The 23695-nt window shown below is 67.4% G+C and carries 19 protein-coding genes; 4 read left to right on the top strand and 15 right to left on the bottom strand.

What is annotated here, in order from left to right; all coding sequences use genetic code 11:
- Nucleotides 1-13 precede the first annotated feature (13 nt).
- Nucleotides 14-5335 (bottom strand): fibronectin type III domain-containing protein, encoded by a 5322-nt coding sequence (locus C1878_RS07690; protein WP_114601037.1) that lies wholly within the window; start codon nucleotides 5333-5335, stop codon nucleotides 14-16.
- Nucleotides 5336-5583: 248 nt separating this feature from the next.
- Between C1878_RS07690 and C1878_RS07685 the strand changes: the two genes are divergently transcribed.
- Together C1878_RS07685 and C1878_RS07680 are read left to right on the top strand one after the other, a co-directional pair.
- Nucleotides 5584-5901 carry a hypothetical protein gene (locus tag C1878_RS07685; RefSeq protein ID WP_199519306.1) on the top strand — a complete coding sequence of 106 codons (318 nt, stop codon included), beginning with the start codon at nucleotides 5584-5586 and terminating at the stop codon, nucleotides 5899-5901.
- On the top strand, nucleotides 5888-6160 hold the full coding sequence (locus C1878_RS07680) for a type II toxin-antitoxin system RelE/ParE family toxin (protein ID WP_080143242.1): 273 nt from the start codon (nucleotides 5888-5890) through the stop codon (nucleotides 6158-6160). The genes C1878_RS07685 and C1878_RS07680 overlap by 14 nt, the downstream gene beginning before the upstream one ends.
- On the opposite strand, the gene C1878_RS07675 is transcribed toward C1878_RS07680, so the two are convergent.
- From C1878_RS07675 to C1878_RS07655, 5 genes are all read right to left on the bottom strand, one after another.
- On the bottom strand, nucleotides 6154-6963 hold the full coding sequence (locus C1878_RS07675) for a molecular chaperone (RefSeq protein ID WP_114601036.1): 810 nt from the start codon (nucleotides 6961-6963) through the stop codon (nucleotides 6154-6156). The two genes, C1878_RS07680 and C1878_RS07675, sit on opposite strands and share 7 nt — an antisense overlap.
- Nucleotides 6960-8285 carry an NrfD/PsrC family molybdoenzyme membrane anchor subunit gene (gene nrfD / locus C1878_RS07670; protein ID WP_114601035.1) on the bottom strand — a complete coding sequence of 442 codons (1326 nt, stop codon included), beginning with the start codon at nucleotides 8283-8285 and terminating at the stop codon, nucleotides 6960-6962. Before nrfD ends, C1878_RS07675 begins: the two co-directional genes overlap by 4 nt.
- A gap of 184 nt (nucleotides 8286-8469) precedes the next feature.
- Nucleotides 8470-9093 (bottom strand): 4Fe-4S dicluster domain-containing protein, encoded by a 624-nt coding sequence (locus C1878_RS07665; protein ID WP_080143244.1) that lies wholly within the window; start codon nucleotides 9091-9093, stop codon nucleotides 8470-8472.
- A 10-nt stretch (nucleotides 9094-9103) separates the two neighbouring features.
- Nucleotides 9104-11512: a molybdopterin-dependent oxidoreductase gene (locus C1878_RS07660; protein ID WP_114601034.1), complete on the bottom strand. Its 2409-nt coding sequence runs from the start codon at nucleotides 11510-11512 to the stop codon at nucleotides 9104-9106.
- A gap of 349 nt (nucleotides 11513-11861) precedes the next feature.
- Complete coding sequence (locus C1878_RS07655) at nucleotides 11862-12338, bottom strand: hypothetical protein (RefSeq protein WP_114601033.1); 477 nt, start codon at nucleotides 12336-12338, stop codon at nucleotides 11862-11864.
- 113 nt (nucleotides 12339-12451) lie between these two features.
- On the opposite strand from C1878_RS07655, the gene C1878_RS07650 reads away from it, so the two are divergent.
- Complete coding sequence (locus tag C1878_RS07650; protein ID WP_114601032.1) at nucleotides 12452-13303, top strand: CdaR family transcriptional regulator; 852 nt, start codon at nucleotides 12452-12454, stop codon at nucleotides 13301-13303.
- Nucleotides 13304-13640: 337 nt separating this feature from the next.
- Here C1878_RS07650 and C1878_RS07645 read toward each other — a convergent pair whose 3' ends face one another.
- The 4 genes from C1878_RS07645 to C1878_RS07630 all read right to left on the bottom strand — a co-directional run bounded on the left by C1878_RS07645 (nucleotide 13641) and on the right by C1878_RS07630 (nucleotide 16893).
- Nucleotides 13641-15326: an AMP-binding protein gene (locus C1878_RS07645; RefSeq protein ID WP_114601031.1), complete on the bottom strand. Its 1686-nt coding sequence runs from the start codon at nucleotides 15324-15326 to the stop codon at nucleotides 13641-13643.
- 231 nt (nucleotides 15327-15557) lie between these two features.
- Complete coding sequence (locus C1878_RS07640) at nucleotides 15558-16133, bottom strand: helix-turn-helix domain-containing protein (protein ID WP_114601241.1); 576 nt, start codon at nucleotides 16131-16133, stop codon at nucleotides 15558-15560.
- 126 nt (nucleotides 16134-16259) lie between these two features.
- On the bottom strand, nucleotides 16260-16619 hold the full coding sequence (locus C1878_RS07635; protein WP_158539760.1) for a PIN domain-containing protein: 360 nt from the start codon (nucleotides 16617-16619) through the stop codon (nucleotides 16260-16262).
- On the bottom strand, nucleotides 16603-16893 hold the full coding sequence (locus C1878_RS07630) for a type II toxin-antitoxin system RelB/DinJ family antitoxin (protein WP_114601240.1): 291 nt from the start codon (nucleotides 16891-16893) through the stop codon (nucleotides 16603-16605). Before C1878_RS07630 ends, C1878_RS07635 begins: the two co-directional genes overlap by 17 nt.
- A 198-nt stretch (nucleotides 16894-17091) precedes the next feature.
- On the opposite strand from C1878_RS07630, the gene C1878_RS07625 reads away from it, so the two are divergent.
- Nucleotides 17092-18306: an MFS transporter gene (locus C1878_RS07625; RefSeq protein WP_158539759.1), complete on the top strand. Its 1215-nt coding sequence runs from the start codon at nucleotides 17092-17094 to the stop codon at nucleotides 18304-18306.
- A gap of 181 nt (nucleotides 18307-18487) precedes the next feature.
- Here the strand turns inward: C1878_RS07625 and C1878_RS07620 are convergent, their stop codons facing one another.
- From C1878_RS07620 to C1878_RS07600, 5 genes are all read right to left on the bottom strand, one after another.
- Nucleotides 18488-18976: a DUF1269 domain-containing protein gene (locus tag C1878_RS07620; protein ID WP_114601028.1), complete on the bottom strand. Its 489-nt coding sequence runs from the start codon at nucleotides 18974-18976 to the stop codon at nucleotides 18488-18490.
- A 260-nt stretch (nucleotides 18977-19236) separates the two neighbouring features.
- Entirely contained in the window at nucleotides 19237-19536 is a 300-nt protein-coding gene (locus C1878_RS07615) for a ferredoxin family protein (protein WP_114601027.1), read from the bottom strand.
- Nucleotides 19533-20834, bottom strand: a complete 1302-nt coding sequence (locus C1878_RS07610) for an FAD-dependent oxidoreductase (RefSeq protein ID WP_114601026.1) — start codon at nucleotides 20832-20834, stop codon at nucleotides 19533-19535. The genes C1878_RS07615 and C1878_RS07610 overlap by 4 nt, the downstream gene beginning before the upstream one ends.
- A 242-nt stretch (nucleotides 20835-21076) precedes the next feature.
- A complete protein-coding gene (locus tag C1878_RS07605) occupies nucleotides 21077-21967 on the bottom strand; it encodes an electron transfer flavoprotein subunit alpha/FixB family protein (protein WP_114601025.1) in 891 nt (296 codons plus the stop codon).
- A 20-nt stretch (nucleotides 21968-21987) separates the two neighbouring features.
- Nucleotides 21988-22737 carry an electron transfer flavoprotein gene (locus tag C1878_RS07600; RefSeq protein ID WP_114601024.1) on the bottom strand — a complete coding sequence of 250 codons (750 nt, stop codon included), beginning with the start codon at nucleotides 22735-22737 and terminating at the stop codon, nucleotides 21988-21990.
- Nucleotides 22738-23695: the final 958 nt, after the last annotated feature.

The raw sequence follows: 23695 nt of genomic DNA, 5'->3' as shown, positions 1-23695 counted from the left end.
CTCGCGGTGCGGGCTAGTGGTTGCTCGGGGCGGATGCGGCGCTTTTGAACTCGACGTCGGGCAGCGCGTCCGGCACGCTCGCCAGCAGCGAGTCGCTCGTCAGGCGCTGGCCCTCGTTCGTCAGCGCGTCGTCCACGCGGTAGAGCTCGGCGCGCACCTGCTTCGGCAGCTGCATCTTCCCGAGCGCCGCGGGCTCGATCCAGTACACCCAACGGCCCTCGGACGTCTCGCCGAGCAGCGCGTCGCCCGGATCGGGCGCGAGGATGATCTGGCTCGCGACCAGGTTGCCGTCGGCGTCCGCACCGCCCACCACGTTGCCGTCGGCGTCGTAGAGCACCACGACGTTGTAGGCCGGGTTGCCCTTGTACGAGCCGGTGAACACGAGCGACCCCTGCGGAATGGACCGCGCGGCCTGGCCCTCCACGGCCTGCTGGTACACGAAGTCGCTCTTGAGGATGCCGATGGCCGGAACGCCGTCGGCTTCGAGCAGCTCCACGTTGTCGCCGGAGGGGCCGAACACATCGATCTCGCCGACGGACAGCTCCTTGCCCGCCTGGCCCGTGCCCGTGATGCGCAGGTAGCGCGCGTCGTAGGTGCAGACCCACGGATCCTCGCCGTTGTCGAAGTAGAGCGTGGCGGCGCCGTCGTCGCCCAGCTGCAAGCTCCCCTCCTTGATGGCGGTGTAGGCCGCGCCGTCCAGGCTCGTCTCTATGCGGTAGGCCCCCAGCGCCGCGCCTTCGCCCTTGAGCGTGTAGCGCACCGCCGTCACCGGCGTCGATTTGCCCATGTCGATGGTCAGGTAGGGGTCGCCCTCGGCAGACGCGCCCGTGAACGCGGTGGCGGCGTCGCCGTCCACGACGAGCGCGGAAGCCGGCTGCGGCTCGGGCGCGTCGGGGTCGTCCTCGGTCGCGGGAGGTGCCGCGTCCTGCGCGGAGACCATGTTCGTGTCCACCGTCCAACCGGCCTTGTCCTGCAGTCCGTCGCCGGAGAGCTTCACCGCGTCGAGCGTCGTCGGCGCCGAGCGGTTGAGGAACTTGTCCACGGCCGTCACCTCGTAGGCCACGGCGCGGTTGCCGAGCGACGAGGCGTCGTCCTCGTACGTGCCGTCGGTGGAGAAGCCCACCACCTCGCGCTGCGGCTGGCCGCCCGCGTAGGTGATGCGGGCGATCTCGTAGCCGAGCACGGAATCGCCTGCGGAAGCGTCGGCGCCCAGCGTCAGCGCGACCTTGCTGCCGCTCGCCTCGGCCGAAGCCTCCACGACGTCCTTTCCGGCCACGGCGCCGGCGTCTTCGTGGGCGCGCGCCCAGCCGCGGGCGTCGTCGTTCGCGTAGCAGATCGCGCGCTTCTCGGCGGGGAACTGCCCCACGTACGCGGCCGTGGTCGCGTCAGGCGCGATGCCCCAACGCTCGAAGAACTCCGTGAGGTCGCGCTCGGCTGCGGCGCTGGCCAGCCGCATGATGTTCTGGCTCTCGCCGCTGTCCAAGACGAGCGCGACGCCGTCGGGCGCGGGCGCGGTTCCCGGGCGCCGGGCGTAGCCGTCCACGCGGGCGAAGAAGTTGTTGTCGAACGCCTCCTGGTAGGTGCCGTACAGCTGGTAGGGCTCGCCCAGGTCGTAGGCCAGCGCGAGCTGCCAGTACATGGCCAGCTGGGTGAACACGCTGCCCGCGCGACCCTCGTCGCCCGAGGTCACGCGTTTGTACACGTCGTCGTACGAGAAGCGGGTCGAGCCGTAGGGGCTTCCCTCGGAGCCGTACGTGTCGATGGTGCGCGCCAGCTGCGCGAAGTAGTTGTTCGTCACCTCGGCGTAGGCGTACTGGGACTGGTTGATGTTGTGGCCGATCTCGTGCGCGATGCCCCAGCCGAACAGGTTGCCGGACACCTTCGCGCCGCCCTCGTCGAACACCGCCGGATTGGCCTTCGCGAGGCCCGGCACCGAGCCCCATTCGATGCCGATGTGGTTGCCCGCCGCGTACATGAAGGCGCCCGCCCCCATGCGCGTGTAGCGGATGTTCAGGTGCTGCGAGGGCAGCGAGTTCGCCGTGACCACCGCGGCGGGCGTGCCGTCGGCGAACGAGCTCGCGAGGCCCTTGCGCTGGTAGAACAGCTCCATCATCTGGTCCATCGCGTCGAGCGAGCTGAGCAGCTTCCGCGCCCGCGCGTCCGTGGTGCCCTCGCCCAGGCCCGCGAGGATCTGCTGGGCGGGCACCGAGTACATCATCTGGTCGAGCAGGACGTCGGTGGCGTTCAACACGCAGTTCTGCGCGTCGTAGGCGTACTTCACGGCGGCGTTGCCGCCGCCCGCGTGCGCCTCGTCGTGGCGCGCCTGAAGCTGCGGCACGTAGGCTTCCAGCGCCTGGACGTACGCCGTCGCGCGCGCCAGGCGCTCGGCCGGGTCGTCCACTTGGTACAGGTCGAGGGAGGGCGTCGCGGAGGCCCCGCTCACGCGCACGCCCCAGTCGTCGGCGTTCGAGTCGCCCGTGTACTCCACGTAGAGCTGGCCGCCCTTCTCGAAGTCGAGCGTGGAGAGCTGCGGAACGGTCACCTCGTTGCGGCCCGCCTTGAGCGTGGCGAGCACCTTCGTGGCGCCGCCTTCGGCATGCTGCTGCGACAACACGAGCCGCAGCGGCGCGCTGGCGCCGGTAGCCTTGCCCGGCGCGCCCGCGTAGACGACGATCTCGTCGCCCGCCGCGGCCGCCGCGCCCAGCGGCTGCCAGGCGTTCAGGCCACCGATGCCGAGGCTGCGCGAACTGTCGCGCTTGGCGGAGATGGCGTTGTGCACGCGCACCGTGCCCTCGAGGCCCTCGGTCGCCAGCAGCTTGCGGGCGGAATCGAGCTCGGTTTGGAGCGCCGTGCGGTACGGATGGAACTCGCCGCTGGTCTCGTCGGGCGTGTCGAGGCGCCGCTGGAGCGCGTCGAGAGTCGCGGCGGTCACGCTGTCTTTGAGCTCGAGGTGCAGGTCGTCGGCGTAGAGCGCCATGATGTCGGCCTCAAGGCTGTCGTAGGCGTGGAAGCGCATCTCGGCGATGACGACGTTCGGCGCCCACCAGGCGCGCCCGGTTGCCACCTTGACCTTCTTGGCGGTGACGGGGGCGGCCAGCTTCGCCAGCGCGTATTTGCGGCCGTTTCCGTCGAAGCGCATCTGCACGGTGGCGTCCGTCGTTTTCCACGCGCCGGTCTCGTCGACGTAGCTCACGTCGACCTTGCCGAACGGCACGCCGTCCTGCACCTCGGCGAACGAGATCATGCCGAGCGTCTGCGACTCGTCGAACTCCACGGTGACGCCCTTGTTCGATCCGGGGTAGTATCCGCCCTCGTCCCAGTCGTTCACCTGCAAGTACGACCCGTAGCTGTCGTCGAACAGGCCGAGCGCGCTCTTGGCCGTTCCGCTCGCGGCATCGAGCGGGCTGTCCACCATGGAACCGCGGCCGTACGTGGCCGAGACGATGTGCGAAAGGTAGGTGCCGTCGACGCCCCTCGCGTTCACCAGACGGTATTCGGGAAGCTGGGCCGGGTTGACGTTCGTGGTGCGCGCCGTCGCCGCAAGCGACGCGCCGCTTTCGCCCATCTCGTTGACGCCCGTCACGTACACCTGGTACTCGGTGTCGTCTTTCAAGCCCGTCACCTGGTACGATGCCGATGCAATGCCGTCGATCCTCGTGTAGGCGCCGCCCTCGTCGGCCCTCTCGCGGTAGAACAGGTTGTAGGAGTCGGTGTCTTCCATGTTCTTCCAGCTGACGGACAGGCTGCGGTACGCGCCGACCGCCTTGAGGCCCTCGGGCGCGTCGGGTTTGCTGGCGGTTTTCGGCGTTACCTTGGCTTCGGTCGACCACGGGCTGCGCCATTCGCCGTTCACGGAGCGCACCTTGACGGCGAACTCGGTGCCGTTCGTTATCTTCTTGTCGCCGAACGAGGTGACGGTGAGCGAGACGGCCGTGGTGCGCTTGACCTCTTCCATGCCGTTGGCGCTGATGGAGAGCTCGTAGCCCGTCACGTTGGCGGCCTTATCCCACGAGACGGTGAACTTCTTGCTGCCGGGCTCGGCCTGCAGGTTCTCCGGCACGCTCATATCGGGCTCGGGAATGCGTTCGGCCATGTCGTTCAGGAACTCGACCTTGGAGATCTCGGCGAGGTTGGTGCCGCCGGACGTCTTGGTGATGGTGAGCGTGACCTTCTTCACGGCGATCTGGCCGCCGAAATCGATGACGATGGTGCCGTCCTTGCCGATCGTTGCCGTGGGAGCCGCCGCGCGCGAGCGGAAGAAAGCGGCCGGAACCGGCGACGACGATATCCTCGCCTGCCCGGTAAGCTCTTGGTCGCCTTCTAGGTAAACGAAGTCGACGAAGCCCTCTTCGATGGCGTTGCCGCTCGGCGCAGCGACGGTCATGCCGCCGACGGTCGGCGCGACACCGCTCACGGGCGCGAGTTCGAACTCCACCGCAACGGGATGCTCGCTCGAAAGGACCTCCGCTTCGGACGCGAGCGTAACGGGCGCGGAACCGTTGACCACGTCGACCACGTCGCCGTGGCCTACAACGGCGCCCTTGGCGGCAGAGGCCGTGGTCGCCGCAGCCGAAACCGAACGGGTCAGCGTGGCCTCGGTCGAAGCGTTGCCGATGTTCGCGGCGGCTATCTGGAGGTCGGCGAGCATGACGGAGCCGTCGCCGTCCATGTCGCAGGAGGGGTCGTAGGCGGACGATTCGAGCACGTCGACGATGGCCGCGGCGTCGAACTCGTCGACGACGCCGTCGCCCGTCGCGTCGCCGGACAGCATCAAGCCGGGGTGCGCCGCGTTCTCTTTCACAGACAGATCGCCCGTGCGCAGCTCCAGGGACACGGCATCGGCCTTGACCTCGATCTGTTGACGGTAGGACAGGAAGCCGGGCGCGCTCACCGTGAGCTCGTAGACGCCGTCGACCAAATCGTCGAAGCGCACGGTGCCCTGAGGATCCGCCGCGGAAAGCTCGACCGTCTCGGTGCGGTTGTAGCCGTCGGGTCCCGCAAGCAGAACGGCGTACGAAGTGGAGGGCGCCGTCTCGCCGCCTGCATCTGCGTCGAGAACGGCCGTGCGGCCCTCGACCAGCGTCGCGCGCACGGAACCCGCGTGCACGGGGGCAGTGGAGGCTTCGTCATCGATTGGCGCGGCCTCCTCGTCGGGAGACGGCGGCGACGCCGGCTGGAACGCGGGCGTCTCGGGCTCCTCGAAAGGAACGGCGGTTTCCTGGGTCTCGTCCGGTTGCGGGTCGTCGCCGTCTGCGGCGTAGGCCGGGACGGCGCACAACGAGGACGCCAGGACGACGGCAAGCGCCGCCGACAGTGCGCGGGAACTGCGTTTCATGTTCGTTTTCCGTTTCTCGCCAGCTATTACGTAGGTGCGGGAAGGTCCCGCGAAATATGCGAGTGGAATAATACCATAAAAGGTAACGAGAAGGTAACGGAAAGTCGCAAACAAGCAGCCTGACATGGGACGCGAGGTGGAAGCCTTGCATAAGGATGTAGACGCATGGCGAATACCCTTGCTTTATACGTAATTTTCGATGTATTATTTACTGTATATTTGACGTAATAAGCGACAAGGAGAACAGCATGGTGCAATTCGAGAAGATATACCCGGTGTCGGCCATGCAGCGCAAACAAGGAGAACTTAAGCAAGCAGCCCAGGAGGGAATCGTTCGCATCACGGAAAACGGCTCCGCAGCCTATGTTTTCTGCTCGGAAGAGGTGTTCCTGAACACGCTCGACCAAACCGCCCGCGAAGCGGCCTATGCGGCGCGGCTCGACGAGGTGCTCGCCCGCGGACGGGACGACGTCGCCTCCGGCCGTTACCACACCGACCCTGATGCGGCTTTAAGCGCTATCGAGGCCATGCGCTCGTCGATGGGGCTGGCAGATGAAGAAGGCTAAGGTTGTTTTCACCCACGGGTTCGAACGGGACGTGGCCGCCAAGGTGGGGCGCGCCTCGAAGCGAAAGGAAATCGTCGACGTCGCCATGCTCGTTGCCGACATGCCCGCCCTCGGAAGCACGAACGTTCCGGCCTCCGTCATCGACAAGTACGGAGACGGCGTGAGGAAGGCGGTCGTATCCCCCTTCCTCATCGTGTACGAGCTGCAAGACGGCGAGGCGCGCATGATGGGTCTTCTGCACGAACGGGAAGCCTACTGAGAGTCCCCGATAGCGGCGCAGAGCGCCTCGGCCACCTCCACAATGCCCAAGTAGTAACCGTCCGGCGCGCTTTCGGCCACGCGCTCGCGGAACGCCGTCGCCCACGATGCGGGATGCTCGCGCGCGAACGCGCGCAGGCGCGCCTCGGCTCCACAGCGCTCTCCCTCGGCCCCGTCGCGGACCGCATCCCGAGCCGACCCGCCCGCGACATGAGCGGTCGCCCTGTTTGCGGAGCCCGGATCCTCGCAAGCGGAAGCCTGCGCGGAGATGCGGCGGCAGAGCTCGGCGGCGTAGAGCAGCTCGATGCCCATATGGTCGGCGTACTGGTTGCTGCCGCCCGCCAGCTCCAGGCCGGCCTCGCGCAGCAGGTCCTGCATGGCCACGGTGGCGCGGCCGAAGCCCACCTCCCCCACTTCCCCGCTGCGGGCGTACATCGTCTCCCACGGTGGAGCGGCGGGTTTGGGCGGGCCGATAAAGAGGCGTGCGTGCTCCACGTTCGCGCGCCTCACGGCCGCATCGATCTCCGGGCTCGCAACCCGGAGATCGTGCACGCGGGCCTTCATGCGCGCGAGAGCGCGCTTCGTCGCCTCGTCGCAGACGGGGGCGCCGGCGGCGACGGGCTCGCCGCACGCCGCGAGCCCCGCGCCGAACTCGTCCCAAAACGCCTCGTCCAACCCGAACGCCGTCTCGACCGTCAGGGGCGAGAGCAGGCTGTTGCCCAGAAACGCGAGCCGCTCCGCCAGCAGCTCCCACCGCTTCGGCGCGTCGGCGCACTCGAGCGCCCCGCCTTGCACGGTCGTCATTTCGCGGGCGCCGGGGTCGTTTTGCCCGCAGGGACGGAAGGGGCGCACCCTGCGGCCGCCGGAGCGCCGCCCACCGTCGGCGCCGCGTCGGCCGGGGCCAGCCCCGCCGCCACGTCGTCGGCCAGTGCGGGAGCCGGGTCGTAGCTCAAGAACAGCTTGGTGAGCACCAAGAAGGCCAGCACGCCCAGCGCGAACATGCCCACCACGATCATGAACTCGGGCAGCGTGGGCGCGTACGAGCTGGTGACGGCCCAGGCGTCCATGCCGGCCGCCCCGTGCGAGGACGACGATCCCGTGATGAGCCCCGGCGCGCCCGCCACGTTCGGATAGAGGAAGCTGGTGAACAGGAGCCATACGCGCTTGCAGAACACGCCCACGACCACGCCGGCCGACGCCAGCGCCACGAGTCCCATGCGGCGGCGGTTCTTCGCGAACACGAGGATGCAGAACGGGATGAGCACGCCCACGACGACCTCGGTCCAGAAGAACGGCGCGGTGGCGCCCGTGAACAGCGCGGCGAGCTCTTCCATGCCGTGCTCCGTGCCCGGGTACGCCATCGTCAGGATCTCGCAGCCCACCATGTAGCCGTCCACGGCGATGCACACGGCCAGAAGGCCCGCCAGGTTCGCGATGAGCTTCTTCGACGTGGCGAACACCTTGGCGCGGTTCATCCACAAAAGCCCCAGCAGCAAAAGCGCCAGGCCCGAGTCCATGGCCGAGGCCACGAACAGCGGCGCCATGATGGTGGAGTACCAGCCGGCGCGCGCGATCTGCAGGCCGAAGATCCACGCCGTCACGGAGTGCACGAGGATGGCCACCGGCAGGGCGAAGCGGCTCACGACGGCCACCTTGTCCTGCGCGCCGGGCTTCTTCGACGTCATGAAGTACAGGTACACGAGGTTGATGACGAGGTACGTGGTGATGACGCAGATGTCCCACAGAAGCGGCGACATGAAGTTCGGCGACGCGAACAGGTTCAGTATGCGCACGATGCCGCCCAGGTCGATGAGCACGAACGCGCCGGCGATGCAGATGCACACGAGCGACACGAGGATGGCGGGCAGCGCCACCTTCTTGTACTCCTTCACGTGGAAGATGGACGCGGACGACGCCACGATGAGGCCGCCGGCAGAGAGCCCGACGAAGAACATGAAGCAGGCGATGTAGAGGCCCCACGACGTGCCGTTCGACATGCCGGTGACGCCCAGGCCGCCCATGAACTGCCAGACGTACGCCCCCGCGCCGGCCAGCACGAGCACGGCCAGCACGGCGAAGGCGACCTTGTACCCGGTCGAGAGGTTCTTGAGATTCGAGAAATTCATAAGGGTTTTCCTCCCTGTCATTGGTTCGGAAAAGTCAGCGAGAGACGTTGAGGTGCCCGAGATTGGCGCGTTTCGCGGCCGAGCGTGCTTCGCACGTGAGGGCAAGCGAAAAAGCGCCAAGATCGGGTGCCTCGACGTCTCGCAGCGTCGAGCTGTTCCGCTGTTCGACAGAACAGCGGAACCGTCAACCGATGTAGAACAATTGCGGGCGGGTGCCCTTCTCTTCCAGCAGATGGTGGACGTCGACGGCGCGCTCGCGGGCGAGCTTGGAGATGTCGCTCTCGGGATCGTCCAAATCGCCGAACGTGCGGGCGCGGGCCGGGCACACGCGCACGCACATGGGCACGTCGCCCGAGTCGGTGCGCTCCTTGCACAGCGTGCACTTCTCCATGACGCCCTTGTTGCGCACGGGCACGCGCGCGTCGCCGTAGTTGACGTCGGGGTCGCGCACGGGCTCGTCCCAGTTGAACACGCGGGCGTTGAAGGGGCAGGCCGCCATGCACATGCGGCAGCCGATGCACTTGTCGTAGTCGATCTCCACGCGGCCCTTCTCGTCCTTGTACGTGGCGCCCGTGGGGCACACCTTCAGGCACGCCGCGTTCTCGCAGTGCTGGCACTGCACGGGCAGGTACGTGCGCGTGAGGTTGGGGTACTCCCCCACGGCGCCGTCCATGGTGTCCACGCCCTCGGTGAGGATGCGGTTCCAGAGCATGCCCATGGGCACGTTGTTCTGCATCTTGCAGGCGTTCGCGCAGGTGTGGCACCCCACGCAGCGCTCCTTGTTGATGGCTATGGCCAGTTTCGTCATGGCTGCCCCCTTAGGCTTTCTTCACTTGGACGAGCGTGTCCGAGAACGGTATGACCGGGCCCGTGGCCAGCTCGTAGCCGCGCTCGATCATGGTGTCGTTCGTCACGCTCTGCAGGTTGCCGGACGCGAGGTAGTCGGCCGAGGCGCCCTCGATCATGCGCGCCGAGCCGGGCCGCACGGCGGGGTTCGCCTTCACGCGGCACTGGAAGCTGCCGCGGTCGTTGAACACCTCGACCGTGCCGTCGGCCTCGATGCCGCGCGAGGCGAGCTCGGCGGGGTTCAGCTCCACGTAGGGCTCGTAGTACTGCTGGATCCACGAGGCGTCGGCGAACTGGTTGTGGATGCGGAAGCGCGAGCGCACGTTCGCCAGCTGCAGCGGGTAGCTCTCGCGCGCGGGGTTGCCGTCGTAGGCCTCGGACGGATCCTCGTAGGTGGGCAGCGCCTGGCCGAAGTCCACGAGGTTGTCGTAGTACACGTCCATGCGGCCGGACGTCGTGCCGAACACGAGGTCGGGGAACTCCTGGCGGGGCTTCTCGATGCCCTCGAGCGGGTAGGCGCCGTTGTTGGCGTTGATCGCCTCGACGGTGAGAGCGCTGGTGTAGGGGTCCTCGGAACCGCTCAGCATGGCGTCCACCCATTCCCGCGAGGTCTTGGGCAGCGCGTCGGCCACGCCCAGGCGCTCGGCCAGCTCGCGCTGGATGCGGAAGTCGGTGCGCGCCTCGAACAGCGGCTCGATGACCTTGTTCTGCAGCACCAGCTGGTTGTAGCCCACCTTCAGGTTGCCCACCTCCTCCTCGTTCTCGAAGCGGGTGGCCGCGGGCAGCACGATGTCGGCCCACTTGGCGCCTTCGGTGAAGTAGGGGTCGATGGACACGATGAAGTCGAGGCCGCGCGCCCACTCGGTCGTGACGTTCATGTTGGCGTAGTGCTGCTGGAAGAAGTCGCCGCAGCAGATGAAGGCGCGCACCTTGTTGGCCTTCGTGCGCATGTCGTAGGCCGCCATCTCGTCGTCGGCGGACGCCAGGTCCTCGGGCAGCTCCCAGCTGGCGAGGTTGCCGGTGTAGCCGTTCCACGCGCCGCCCACGAACACGCCGACGTTCGCGCCGGGCTTGCAGATGTTGCCCGTGAGCGCGGCGAGCACGGCGGCCGCGTGGCCGGCGATGTCGGCGTTGGCCATCTTGTCGTTGCCGCCCCACCCGAGCGCGATGGACGCGGGGCCGTCCTGCGCGTAGGCGCGGGCGAGCTCCTCGATGCGCTCTGCCGGGATGCCCGTCTTCTCGGACGCCCAGGCGAGGGTGTGGGGCTTCTGGTTCTCTTTGAACAGGGTGAACACGGTGGCGTAGGTCGCGCCGCCCTCGGTGTAGCGGCCCTCGAGCGCCGGTTGCGTCGCGGCCGTGTAGGCCGTGCGCGCGTTCGCCGCCTTGTCCCACACGAAGAAGGGGTTCTGCTCGCCGGTCTCCGGCTCATCGGCGGTCGGATCCTCGGCGTGGTCGCGCACCAGCTTGCCGGTCTTCTCGTTCACCAGGTACGGGAAGGCGGTGTGGGCGGCCATGAACTCCTCGTCGCACCACCCGTTGTCGACGATGGCGCTGGCCATGCCCAAGAACAGCGCGGCATCGGTGCCGGGTGCGATGGGAATCCACTCGTCGGACTTCGACGCCGTGGTGGAGAAGTGCGGGTCGACGGTGATCATCTTCGCGCCGGCCTCCTTGGCCTCGAAGAACAGGCGCACCTGCGGCAGCGTGGACTCGCAGAAGTTGCTGCCCACGGTGAGCACCATGTTGGCGTTGACCCAGTCGCGCGCCTCGCCCGTGGCGTAGGCGTATCCGCCGCCGTGGCCGATGGCCGGGTCCAGGCCGTTGCCCGTGCCGTTGTCGATGCCGCCCATGCCGCCGGTCTGCGCGCCCAGCATGGGCGCGAGGAACGGGAAGCTGGCCTCGGTGGTCGCCCCCACCATGACGCAGTCGCGGCCGTGCTCCTTCTGCAGCCGGGCGAGGTTGTCGACGATCTCGTCGTAGGCCTCGTCCCAGCTGATGGGCTCGAACTCGTTCGCGCCGCGCTCGCCCACGCGCCGCAAAGGCGTCTGGATGCGGTGCGAGCCGTAGATGTGCTGCACCTCCGAGATGCCCTTGAGGCAGATGGTCTCGTAGCGGTCGTCCACGCAGTCGTTCGGCTCGACCTTCACCAGGCGGCCGTCGCGCACGGTGCACTTGAGCGGGCACATGCCGCCGCAGTGCCCCTGGTGGTACGTGCAGGCCGTGCGCTCGTCGCCCGCACCCGACGCCTCGGCTCCGGCCGGCCCGATGCCCGCGTAGGCCTTCGCCGGGGCAAGCCAGCCTCCCGTCGAGAACATGCCCGCCGCCGCGGCCGCGCCGCAGACCGCAGACCCTTTGAGGAACCCGCGCCTCGTCAGCTCCATACGGTCCTTCCTCTCTTCGTTCGCTCTTCGTTTTTCCTAGAATGGATGTTTTTCGACGGCGCACAGTGTATGGAGGCGACGGGGGGCCGTCATCGTTCCGTCAGCCGAAATCTGGCCCGCCGATTTTGTGCATTATGTACAATGCCGTAAGATATACCTGATGAGATAAGTAATTGTCATATGAGCGAAGCGCTTGCGCCGCCGGCATGTCGCCGAGTGCTGCAGGCCGCCCGCGCCGTTCGCGGGCCGAAAGCCGCACCTCGCGGCCTTGGGGAGGAGCAACCGTGAACTTCAACCTCGACCTCGTGCTCGCCGAGCTGGCCGACCTGGCCCCGGCGGCGCGCCACTCTCACGATTCGCGGCTCGACCTCGACCGCATCGAGGTGTTCGGGCCCCTGAGCGTTCCGCGCGCCGAGAGCCTGTTCGTGATCGACGCGGACTCGTTCGCCGCGCTGGACGCCTCCTTCGCCGAGGCGGGGTCCTTCCTCGTGCTGGGAGCCGACGCCCCGCCGGAGGATGCGGAGGAAACGTGCGCGCCGCCCGCGCTGTACGTGCCCGCCGGCAGCGCGCCGCCCGCACCCGGCGAGATGCTCGCGCGCCTGCTGGAGATGCGCATGCGTTTGGACGCGTGGTCCGAGGCCCTGCTCACGGCCATGGCGCGGGACGCCTCTTTGCAGGAGGTGTTCGACATAGCCGCGCAGCGGTTCGCGAACCCCCTCATGCTTTCCGACGCCACGCTGTACTTCGTGCTGGTGGCGGGCAAGCTGCCCGAGGAGCTGGACGACAGGCTGTGGACGTCGGCCATCGCGACGGGCGCGTGCCCCATCGAGCTGTGCATGGAGGCGTGGGCAGCGGGCTCGTCGGACCCCTGCGCTCAGGATCGGGCGTTCCTCATGGACAACGCCACCGGCGCCGTTCCAGCCGGCCGACTTCGCACTCGTGGACTACTTCGGAAACCTGCTCTCGCTCGTGATGCCGCACCAGAGCCGCCCGCAGCCGGCCGAGGAGGCGCTCGGGCCGCTGCGCGATTTGCTGGACGGGCGTTCGGTGCGCCCGCAGGTGCTGGAGTGCGCGCTGCGCAAGGCGGGCTGGCACGTCGACGACCGCTTCTTCGTCGCGCGCTTCAGCGCCGCGGAGCCCGCCGAGGACGCCGGCGCGCGCGGCCAGACGGTGCGGCTCATCGCCGAGGTCTACCCGCTGGCCCGCTTCTTCGACGACGGGTACGCGGCGGTCATGGTGGCGCGCGACGCCGACTACCCGCTGGCCGCGCTCCGCGCGCGGCACGCGGCCCGCGATGTCGACGCCGGCGCAGAGCCGCGGTTCCGCGCGGGGTTCTCGTCCCTGTTCGCGGACTTCTCGCTCGTGCGCACCGCCGCCGACCAAGCGGCGCTCGCCTACGACCTCGTGGACGACGCGGAGACGGGCGGCGCGTTCGGCTCCACGCTGTCGTGCTTCTACGACGATTGCTGGTTCGAGGACGTGCGCGTGCGGCTGGGCCTGGACACGGACGCGGCGTGGCTGCTCGACCACGCCGCCGTGGCGCTCGCGCGCGCCGACGCCGAGGACGGCGCCGCGTACGTGGAGACGGCGCTGGCCTACCTCGAGCACGGCCTCAACGCCACGCGCACGGCCGAGGCCCTGTTCATCCACCGCAACACGCTGGCCTACCGCTTGAAGCGCATCAAGGCCCTGTCCGGCATCGACCTCGAGAGCCCCGCCGGCGGCAACGTCGACCTGCTGCGCGTGTTCCTGTCGTGCAAGCTACTGGCCCGCGCCGGTCGAATGGCCTGACGAGCGGGAAACCGGGAAACGGGGCTCGGAGAGCGCCTCCTTCGATCCTTGGCGCGCTGCTTCCTCCCCTCGGCACAATAATCACCGATTCTCTGCACGTAACCCGTCGCACCGCTTAGCCTTGAAATGCGCGAGCTGGGCAAACGCTCAACGCAGAAGGCCGTGACCAAGCGGCAGAGCCCTTTTCGGTCCGCCGCACGCAGAGAATCGGTGATTTTCGTGCCATGCCGGCCGGACGCGAAGCCCGAAAAGAGCGCGTCGAAGCTCGAACGCGCTCCGCAGCCTGCCCGCGGTGCGAAACGCCCCAAAAGGTACCTGACCCCTTTTGGGACACTCCCTACTTCCCCGCGCGCACCAATTCCTCGGCCATCTCGCGCAGCTTGAACTTCTGCACCTTCATGGAAGGCGTCATGGGGAAGTCGTCCACGAAGAACACGCGCTTGGGAACCTTGTAGCGGGCGATGCGCGGGATGGACCACGCGCGCACGTCGTCCTCGGTCATGTCCTCGTGGCCGGGACGCACGCGGACGAACGCGCCCACGATCTCGCCCAGGCGCTCGTCCGGGATGCCCACCACCTGCGCGTCCAGCACGCCGGGCATGGTGAGCAGGAAGTTCTCCACCTCGAGCGGGTAGATGTTCTCGCCGCCGCGGATGATCATGTCCTTGATGCGGCCCGTGACGCGGTAGTAGCCGTCCTCGTCCACCGTGCCCAGGTCGCCCGAGTGCAGGTAACCGTCGGCGTCGATGGCGCGCGCCGTCTCCTCGGGCATCTTGTAGTAGCCCTTCATGACGTTGTAGCCCTTGCAGCACAGCTCCCCCGGCTCGCCCACGCCGCAGACGTGCCCGTCGGCAGGGTCGATCACGCGCACGTCCACCGGCGGATGCTTGCGGCCCACCGTCTCGCACTTGTGCTCGATGTCGTCGTCGGCGCTCGTCTGCGTGAACACGGGACTCGTCTCGGTGAGGCCGTAGCAGATGGTGATCTCCCTCATGTACATCTTGTCCATGACCTCGCGCATGGTCTCGGGCGGGCAGGGGCTGCCGGCCATGATGCCCGTGCGCAGGCTGGAAAGGTCGAACGTGTCGAAGTCGGGGTGGTTCAGCTCGGCGATGAACATGGTGGGGACACCGTACACGCTGGTGGCGCGCTCCTTGTGGATGGCCTGCAGCACGAGCCCCGCGTCGAAGTCCTCCACGATGATCATGGTGGAGCGGTGCGTGAGGTTGGCCATGACGCCCAGCACGCAGCCGAAGCAGTGGAAGAACGGCACCGGCAGCGTGACGCGGTCGTCGGGACCGAGCTTCTGCCCCTCGCCGATGTAGAAGCCGTTGTTCAGGATGTTGCGGTGCGTGAGCATGACGCCCTTCGGGAAGCCCGTGGTGCCGGACGTGTACTGCATCATCACCACGTCGTTGTTGTCGAAGTGGGTCTCGGCCTCCGCCAAGGCGTCCTCGGGCACGTGCTGGCCGAGCAGCACCAGCTCGGGCACGCTGTAGCAGCCGCGGTGCTTCTCGGGGCCCATGTAGATGATGTTCTTGAGGTGCGGGTACGTTTCCGACTCCAAATACCCGCGCTGCTGCGTGAGCGTCTCGGGCACGAGGTCGCGGATGATCTGCAGGTAATCGACGTCGCGGTAGGCGTCGATGACGCAGAGCGCCTTCATGTCGGACTGCTTCAGCACGTAGTCCAGCTCGTGGCTCTTGTACACGGGGTTCACCGTGACCATGACCACGCCGATCTTGGCCGTGGCGTACATGAACGTGAGCCAGTCGGGGATGTTGCGCGCCCACACGCCCAGGTGGTCGCCCGGGCGCATGCCGATGGCCAGAAGGCCGCGCGCCAGGTTGTCGGTGCGCTCGTCGAAGTCGCGGTACGTCCAGCGCAGGTCGCGGTCGGGGTACACGACGAACTCGTGGTCGGGGTCGACGGCAACCTGGTCGCGGAGGTAGCGGCCGATGGTCTTCTCCGAATGGAGCGGATAGTCGGGGTCGCCGGGGACGGGAGCGGTGGTTTCGGACATGGGGACCTCTTTCTCGCAGGTTTGGCCGGGCGGGGCGGAACGACCCGCCCATGCGCCCCGAGGGCGCATGATGGCCGCGCAGGTTGGCGCTAGTAAGTCAGCGAGGGCGCCTGCGGCACCCGAGATTCGCAGGATCGCGGAGGCGAAGCGTACTTTGGTACGCGAGCCTCCGGGATCGTGCGAAGATCGGGTGCCGCAGGCGGCCGCAGCGTCGAGTGTATACCCCGATCGTCAGATCGGGGTATACACGACGGCCAGGAACTTCGCCTTCTGGCCGTCGTGGGCGCGCACCTGGTGGGGCACGATGGAATCGTAGTAGATGCTCTCGCCGGGATGCAGCACGTAGACGTCCTTGCCGTACTCGATCTCGATGCAGCCTTCCATGCCGTAGAGCCATTCCTCGCCCTCGTGGCCCACCAGCTCGTGGTCGGTCTCGCCGGTGGGATCCACCGTGATGACGAACGGGTCCATGTGGCGCGAAGGCCGCCCGGCGGCCAGGCTGAAGTAGGAGAGGTCGCCGCCCGAGGTGGTTTCCAAGCTTTTCACGCGCTCGACCTCGGCCATCTGCTCGCGGTCGATGTAGGCGGGACCCAGGTTCTCGTCGTCGTCCATGAGCGTGCCCAGGCGCACGCCCAACGCGCGAGTTATCTTGATGAGCGGTGCCAGGGACGCCGGCACGTCGCCGGCCTCCAGCCCCTCGACGACGGACACGTCGCTTCCGCAGCGGTCGGCCAGGTCTTGCTGCGACAGGTGATGGGCCTCGCGCAGCGTGGCTATCTTCTTCCCGAGCTTGTTCTCTTCGTCCATGGCATGGTCCCCCTCGTTGTTCGAAGCTTCGAATCGTATGCCGGCCATTATCCCCCGAGAGCGGGCGCAAAGCACCCCTTGAAAAGGCGTTTGAGGGCGCAGCGGCGGCGAAGGGCGGCCGCGCGACTAGCGCAGATGCTTGAGCATGGCCTTGTCGAACGTGACCACGCGGTCGCCGGCGAGCACGTTGCGAGCTATGAGCCAGCAATCGACGAAGTCGAGCGAGCTTATGGCGTACATGCGCAGGGCGCTGCGCATGATCTCCTCGTCGAACACGAACACGTCGTCCAACAGGTTCTCGAGCGCGATGTCGATCTCCGAGCGTGAAAAACCGTACACACCGAAGAGCACGTACACCACCTCGGCCAATACGGGCAGGTAGAGGCACGCGCCCTCGATCACCGCCTCCTTCGCCCGCTCCGCCTGCTCTTCCACATCCCAAAGCAGGTACCGCAGGACGGCGTTGGCGTCAAGGACGCAAACCATGCTTCGCCTCCATCGCCCTACGCCAGGCATCCGCCTCCTGATCGCGCAGCTCCGGTCGAGCCCCGTGAGCGAGGATGCCGGCGGCGTGAAGCTCGCCTTCGGGTGCCGCCGGCCGAGTATTGGCTGGGAAGGGCAGCGCGCCTCGGTCCACGCTTTCCTGAACGAACAGGCGAACCGCTTCCGAGAGCGTCGTTCCCCGCCGCCGGCACAGCGCGTCGGCCCGCTCCTTCAACGAACCGTCGATGCGCACTTGCAAAACGGCTTCCTTCGCCATCGCGACACCTCCTGAAACCGCATTTCTTTGTAGTACATTGTACTACAATTTCGAAAGAAAATGACAACGGAGACGCTTTGCGCAGCGGCGTTCTTCGGGGAGGCGGAAGCATGGAGACGTCCGCGTCGACAGGCGGTGCTATACTTTCGGACGGCCTGCGGTTGCGCGGGTCGTCCGAACTTCGAGGGGAGAGAGTCAATGCAGCTGGTGCATCCGCAGAAGCGTTTGGGGCCGCGCTCGTTCTTCGCGTGCGCGCTGGCCATCAACCTGATGCTCATCCTGTCCATAGACTTGTACGTGCCGGCCCTGCCCAGCATGCAGCGCGCGTTCGCCGTGTCGGAGGCCTACCTCAACCTCACGGTGTTCGCGTTCTTCGCGTTCTCGGCCGTGGGCGTGGTGCTGGCCGGACCCCTGAGCGACCGCTTCGGGCGCAAGCCCGTGATGGTGGCGGCGTGCGGGCTGTTCGCCGCGTCGTCGCTGGCCTGCACGCTGGCGCCGTCCGTGGAGGCGCTCGTGGCGTTCCGCATCGGGCAGGCGCTGGGCTACGGCGCGGTCATCACCATCGAGACGGCGCTCATCAAGGACGCCTACGCCGGCAACGACCTGAAGCTGGCCATGACCACGCTGCAGTCGCTCATCATCATCGGCCCTGCCGCCGCCCCGTTTTTGGGCACGTTCATCCTGACCTTGACGGACTGGCGTGGCGTGTTCGCGTTCCTCACCGTGTGCGGCGTGCTGGCCTTCGCGCTGTCGTTGCTGATCTCCGAGACGCACCCGCGCGAGGAGCGCCCCGAAGGCGGCGTGGGCGCGTCGCTCGCCGCCATGATGCGCGGGGTGCGCGTGTTGGTGCGCGACCGGCCGTTTATGGCGCTCGCCCTGTTCATGGGCGTGGCGGGCATGCCGTACTTCGCGTTCATCGCCGTGGTGAGCTACGTGCTCATGGACTTCTTCGCCGTGTCGTACCTCACGTACAGCCTGGTGTACGCCGCAGCGTGCGTCGTGACCATCGCGGCGCCCTACGTGTACGTGGCGCTGTCGAAGCGAATGAGCGTGCGCGCCATCCTGAAACTGTGCGTGGTGCTGACGGCGGCGTCGTTCGCATGCATGGCGCTGTTCGGCACGGCGGGACCGTGGCCGTTCCTCTTGGCGTTCGTGCCCTACGCGCTGGCCGAGGGCATCGTGAGGCCCATGGCGTTCGTGGTGCTGCTGGACCAGCCGCCCGACCGCGTGGGGGCCGCCTCGTCGTTCTCGAACTTCTCGTACAGCATCCTCACGTCGGTGGCCACCGTCATAGCCACGCTTGCCTGGCCGAACTTCATCGTGGGGATAGCGGTGCTGACCGCCGGCACCGCCGTGGTCATGGTGGCGCTGTACCTGTGGGGATTGCGGAAGCAGGGGAAGCGGCCTGCTTGAATGCTGGTGCGCGCGAAAGCGCCCTCCCCTGCCCCGGGTTCGCGAGGAGCGGGAGGGCGCTTGGAGTTCGGGGCTATAGAATGTCCCAATTGGGGACAGTCCCCAATTGGGACACCCAATTGGGACATTTGCTGGCGAAGCGCAGCGCGGATAAGCGAGAGGCCTCGTCGTCGCCGAGTACCTAGTTCTTGAAGAGGGCGTGCTTCAGCTCTTCCTCGTCCTTGACGGAAAGCGACGTCTGCAGCACCTCGCCGCCGAACGGGCGGATGGCTTCGATGAACTTGTCGGTGGTCATCTCGTCGACCACCATGAACACGGCCGCGCTGTCGTCGGAGGAGAGCAGGTTGCGCACGCGGTCCTGGAAGTCCTTGTCAACGCCGTGCTTGACGATGGCGCCCGTCAGCGCGCCGATGCCGGCGCCCAGGGCCGCTCCGAACACGGGCACGAAGAACAGCAGGCCGAACAACACGCCCCAGAACAGGCCCCACACCGTGGAGGTGCCCACCTTGGAGCCGGGCGTGACGACGTCGTACTTGCCGTCGGCTCGCCGGGCCACGACGGCGACGGATTGCAGGCTTACGATGAGGTTCTTGTCGAGGTCGAGGATCTTCTGGTAGGCGGACTTCGCTTCCGCCTCGCTCGGGTATCCGAGCACGATGAGGGTGCTCATGCTGAGGCTCCTTTCGATGGTTTGCTTCGAAGCCCCACTGTAAAGCCCTGCTGCCGGGAAAAGGCGGGAGGGGCCGCGTTTGCCTCCCGTTCGACACCGTCGCGTAAGCAAGCCGCCGCACGGATGGAAAGCGGGCGCTTGTCGATGCGGTTGCCTCGTAAGGGCGTACTGCGCCCTCGAGGCAACCGCTGCCGGAAAACGAGCGGCCGGCCCTGTGCGCACGGGGCCGGCCGAAAAGAAAAGAAGGGTGCGCTCGGATCCTAGCCGAAGCGGTACTCCACGCCCATGGTGGGCTGGGGGTTCTCCCACTTCCTGACGATGGTGGAGCCGCAGGCGATGCGGCAGGTGCCGCACTCCAGGCAGCCCGCGTAGTCGAAGGACTTCTTGCCGTCGGCGTCGACCTTGTAGAGCGCGGCCGGGCACACGCGCACGAGCTTCAGGAACTCCTCGTCGTCGGGGTCGTCCACGAGCTCGACGTGCGCGCTCTCCTCGTCCACCTCGTACTTGTCCAGCGCCAGGTACTCGTCCACGTTGACGGTGATCTCGGCTATCTTGCTCATAGGGACTTCACCGCTCCTCTCATCTCACGGGCGAGCTTCAGCAGCCCGCGCTTCTTCACGATGGGCATCATGCGCTTCATGAGCGGCTTCTGCGGCGCGCCGTCCACGCTGAACATGGCGTTGAAGATCTCCCTCGCCATGACCGGGTAGTCGGTGAACATGGAATCCCACCCCTCCATGACGCGGGGCCACTTGGAGAAGGTCTTCAGGTCCTGGATGACGAAGGACTCCTCCATCTTGGCCTTGTAGGAGGAAAGGCCCGCCTCGCTGACGTCGCCCCTGTCGATGGCCTCGACGGCCGCCTGGCCGGCCATCTGCCCGGACGCCACCGCGAAGTCCATGCCGCGCACCTGGTAGCCCATGTTCATGCACAGCCCTGCCGTCTCGCCCGCCACGACGCAGCCGTCGAACACGTACTTGGGAACCATGTCGTAGCCGCCCTCGGGCACCATGTGGCCGGAATGCTCCACGAGCTTGGCGCCGCGGATGATCGGCGCCACGGCCGGATGGTTCTTGAAGTCCTCGAGCATCTGGTAGACGGGATGGGGGTTCGAGGCGTCGGCCGCCGTGGAGATGGTGGCCACGAGTCCCAGGCTGACGGACTCCTTGTTCGTGTACAGGAAGCCGCCGCCCACGTTGCCGTGCGTGCAGTCGCCCACGAAGAGCATGGCCGCGCCCTCGCCCTCTGCGCAGAGGAAGCGGTCCTCGATCTGGCCCGCCGGCAGCTCGAAGACCTGCTTGATCCCGACGGCCATCTCGCTGGCCTTGGGGCGCGGGTTGCCCAGGCACTTCTCGGACAGGATAGGGTTCACGCCCTCGGCCAGCACGACCACCTGCGCCGTGATCTCGTCCTCGCCCGCGCGCACGCCGACGACGCGGCCCGCGTCGTCCTTGATGAGCTCCTCCACGGCGATGCCGCAGATGTACTCCGCGCCGGCGTCCTCGGCCTTGGAGGCCAGCCACTGGTCGAAGGGGGCGCGCAGCACGCTGTAGGAGTCCTTGCCCTCGCAGGCGAGCTCCGGGCTCGTGAAGTCGATCGCCATCTGGGAGGCGGGGTCCATGAGCGCGATGCGCTCGTGGGTGATCCTGCGCTCGAGCGGCGCCTCCTGCTCGAAGTCCGGGAACACCTCCTTGAGCGCGTGCGAGTAGATGCGCCCGCCGGTCATGTTCTTCGCGCCGGCGAAGTTGCCGCGCTCCACGACGAGGACGGACTTGCCGGCCGACGCGGCCGTGTAGGCCGCCACGGCCCCGGCGCAACCCGAGCCCACGACGATGACGTCGAAATCGGTTTCAGACACCGTGGTTCCTTTCTCGATGAGCTTGCTTCCGGCATCGCGTCGATGCCGTGACCTGTTTCGCAGGCTGCCATCCCGAACGGGCAGGTGCGTGCCGGTTTCGGCAGGGTGCCGACGGGCTGGCGAGGGTCCCGTCGGAGAAGAGGAGGGGCGGCGCGCGGCCTGCCTCGCTCGGGATGGCAGCCTGGCCCGGTCCCGGTGCGCTTGGAAACAGCGCACCGAAGACTCGGACCGTGAGGTTCTTCCTACAGCGCCGCCGCCAGGGCCGGCAGGACGTCCTTGACGTCGCCCACCAGACCGTAGTCGCACTGCTTGAAGATGGGGGCGTTCTTGTCCTTGTTGACGGCGAACATCGTGCCCGCGCGGTTGCAGCCCACCATATGCTGCATCTGGCCGGAGATGCCGCAGGCCACGTAGGCCTTCGGCGAGAGCATGAGGCCCGACACGCCCACGTAGAGCTCGGTGGGCAGCCAGTCCACGCCCTCGGTGAGGGGACGCGAGCAGGCAAGGCCGGCGCCGATCTTGTCGCAGAGCGCGCGGGCGAGGTCGAGCTCGGCCTCCTCGGCGAAGCCGCGGCCGGCGGCCACGACGACGTCGGCCTTGTTGAGGTCCACGCCGCTCAGCTCGCGGGGCTTGGAGTCGACGAGCTCGAGCGCGACGGCCGGAGCCACCCAGGCGGCGTCCTCGACGGCGTTCGAGCCGGAGGGCTCGGCGCCCTCGAACGCGCCGGCGGCCACGGTGTACACGGCCACGTCGGTGACCGGCTTCTGCACGCGCTCGGCCACGCCGCCGAAGTACAGGCTCTTCGCGCCGTCGGCGGCGAACTCCATGACGTCGGTGATCACGGCGGTGCCTGCGTGCGCAGCCACGCGGCCGGCGATGGACTTCAGGTGGCGCGTGGGCTCCACGAGCACCACGGCCGGGGCCTCGGCGTCGAACACGGAGATCACGGTGTCGGCGGCATCGTCGTACACGGCGCCGGCGGGCAGGGCGATGCGGACGATCTTGTCGGCCGTTCCGTCGGCCACCTCCAGGCCGTCGACGGCCACGAGCACGACCTCGTCGGCCATGGTGCGCGCGCCTGCGGCGAGCTCGCGGGCGACGTCGGAGCGTTCAGCGAGAACGAGTGCTTTCATTGCGGTGTTCCACCTTTCCCTTAGAGAGCTGCCTTGATGGCGGCTGCGAACTGTTCGATGGCGCCGTCTGCGGAGGCGTCGAGGATCTCGAGCTTGCGGTCGGCCTGCTCGGGGGCCAGCGTGGACACGACCTCGACCGCGCTCTCCACGGCGCAATCGGCGCCGCCCACGTCCATGGGCTTCTTGCCCGCGGCCAGGATGTCCTTCATGCCGGGGATGCGCGGCACGGCCACGTCCGGCGTCACGGACACCACGGCCGGCAGCGGCACGCGCACCGTCTCGACGACGCTCTCCAGCGTGCGCTCCACCAGAAGCGAGCCGCCCTCAGGCGTGATCTTCGTCACGCCGTTGACAGAGGGCACGCCCAGGCGGGCGGCCAGCTGCACGTCGACCTGCTGCGCGTAGTTGTCGGCGGAGCCGTCGCCGCAGACGATGACGTCGTACTCGCCCACGAGCGCGGCCAGGGCCTCGGCCGTGGCGCGGGCGTCCATGCCCTCGCAGGCGTCGTCGGCGCACATGACGAGCTCGTCGACGCCGCGGGCGAGGACGTTCTTCTTGAGCTTGGAGTCGTCGATCGACGCGGGGCCGGCCGTGACGGCCGTGACCTTCGAGCCCTCGACCGACGCGGCCAGCCGGGCCGCGGCCTCGATGGCGTTCAGGTCGTACGTCGACACGGTGCCCTTGGCCTTGGAGTAGTCCAGGGTGCGGTCGGACGCCACCTGGATGTCCTGGTCGTCGGGGACGATCTTGCACGAGACGATGATGTTCACCTTTATGTGCCTTTCTCTTCGGATTCGGAGGCGCTTGCTGCTGCATTCCGCCCCGTCGCGCCCAAGGCTGACGACGGGGCGGGCTTGATGGGTCGCAGTGTGCGCCGCCAGCGAAAAGGCCGCATCGCAAAATCGCTGCTAAAACATCATTACTCAAAAACTGACGATACTTGAACAGGGGTTTTGCGATGCTTTATCGCATGTGCGAGACGGCGCGGCGCCCTGCGCCTCAAGGAAGGAAACGCGACGGAACCTGCCGACCCGCAAACCGACGGAACGAAACCAACCCTCCGCAGCCTCATGGGATCGGCACGGATCCGTTTCGATCCTCGCGGCATCGAGGCGCGTCGGGCAACCATGCGGCGAACGCGCCGGTGCCTCGACGGGGGTGGCGGATTCTGCGTCGAACCGCCGTCGACACAGCCGAGCAGGTGCGCGGCGGCTCTGATCCTGCGGCAAAACCACCTCCGAAAGCACGAAAATCACCGCTGTGAAGCGCCTCGCGTGAACAATAAGCACGCCGGCATCCCGCTATCTGGGAAAACGCGCGTGACTCGAGGAAGGGGCGCGTCCGGAGAACGCCCGAAAACTCTTGAAGCTGCAAAAGCGCTTCACAGAGGTGATTTTCGTGCTTTCAAGACGGAGTTTCACGCACGTTGCCTCCTAACGTAGCGAAGTGCATCGAAACCCGTTGCGCCGCTTACCATACCGCCAATGTTCGCCTCACTTCCTCAAGCGCCGCCGTTCCAAAACCGCTTTCCCCTTCGGAATAAGTCGGTACTTCCGTCGCATCGAAAGGGTAGACCGCTCAAGGGCAGCGGTTTTCATCCACCCCATTACAGTTAGACCCAGCTCTTGCTGGGTCTAACTCTTTCCTTTGATCCCCTGTGCGGATTACGATGGGAGTTGACCCTGCGGGGTTGCTGGCCGACCAGCCCCGGATGGCCCTTCGCCCTTG

It is taken from the genome of Gordonibacter sp. 28C, assembly GCF_003339845.1.
In the GTDB taxonomy this organism is placed as follows: domain Bacteria; phylum Actinomycetota; class Coriobacteriia; order Coriobacteriales; family Eggerthellaceae; genus Gordonibacter.
Note: the sequence above shows the minus strand (reverse complement) of the source record. Positions and strands in the feature narration are given on the sequence as shown.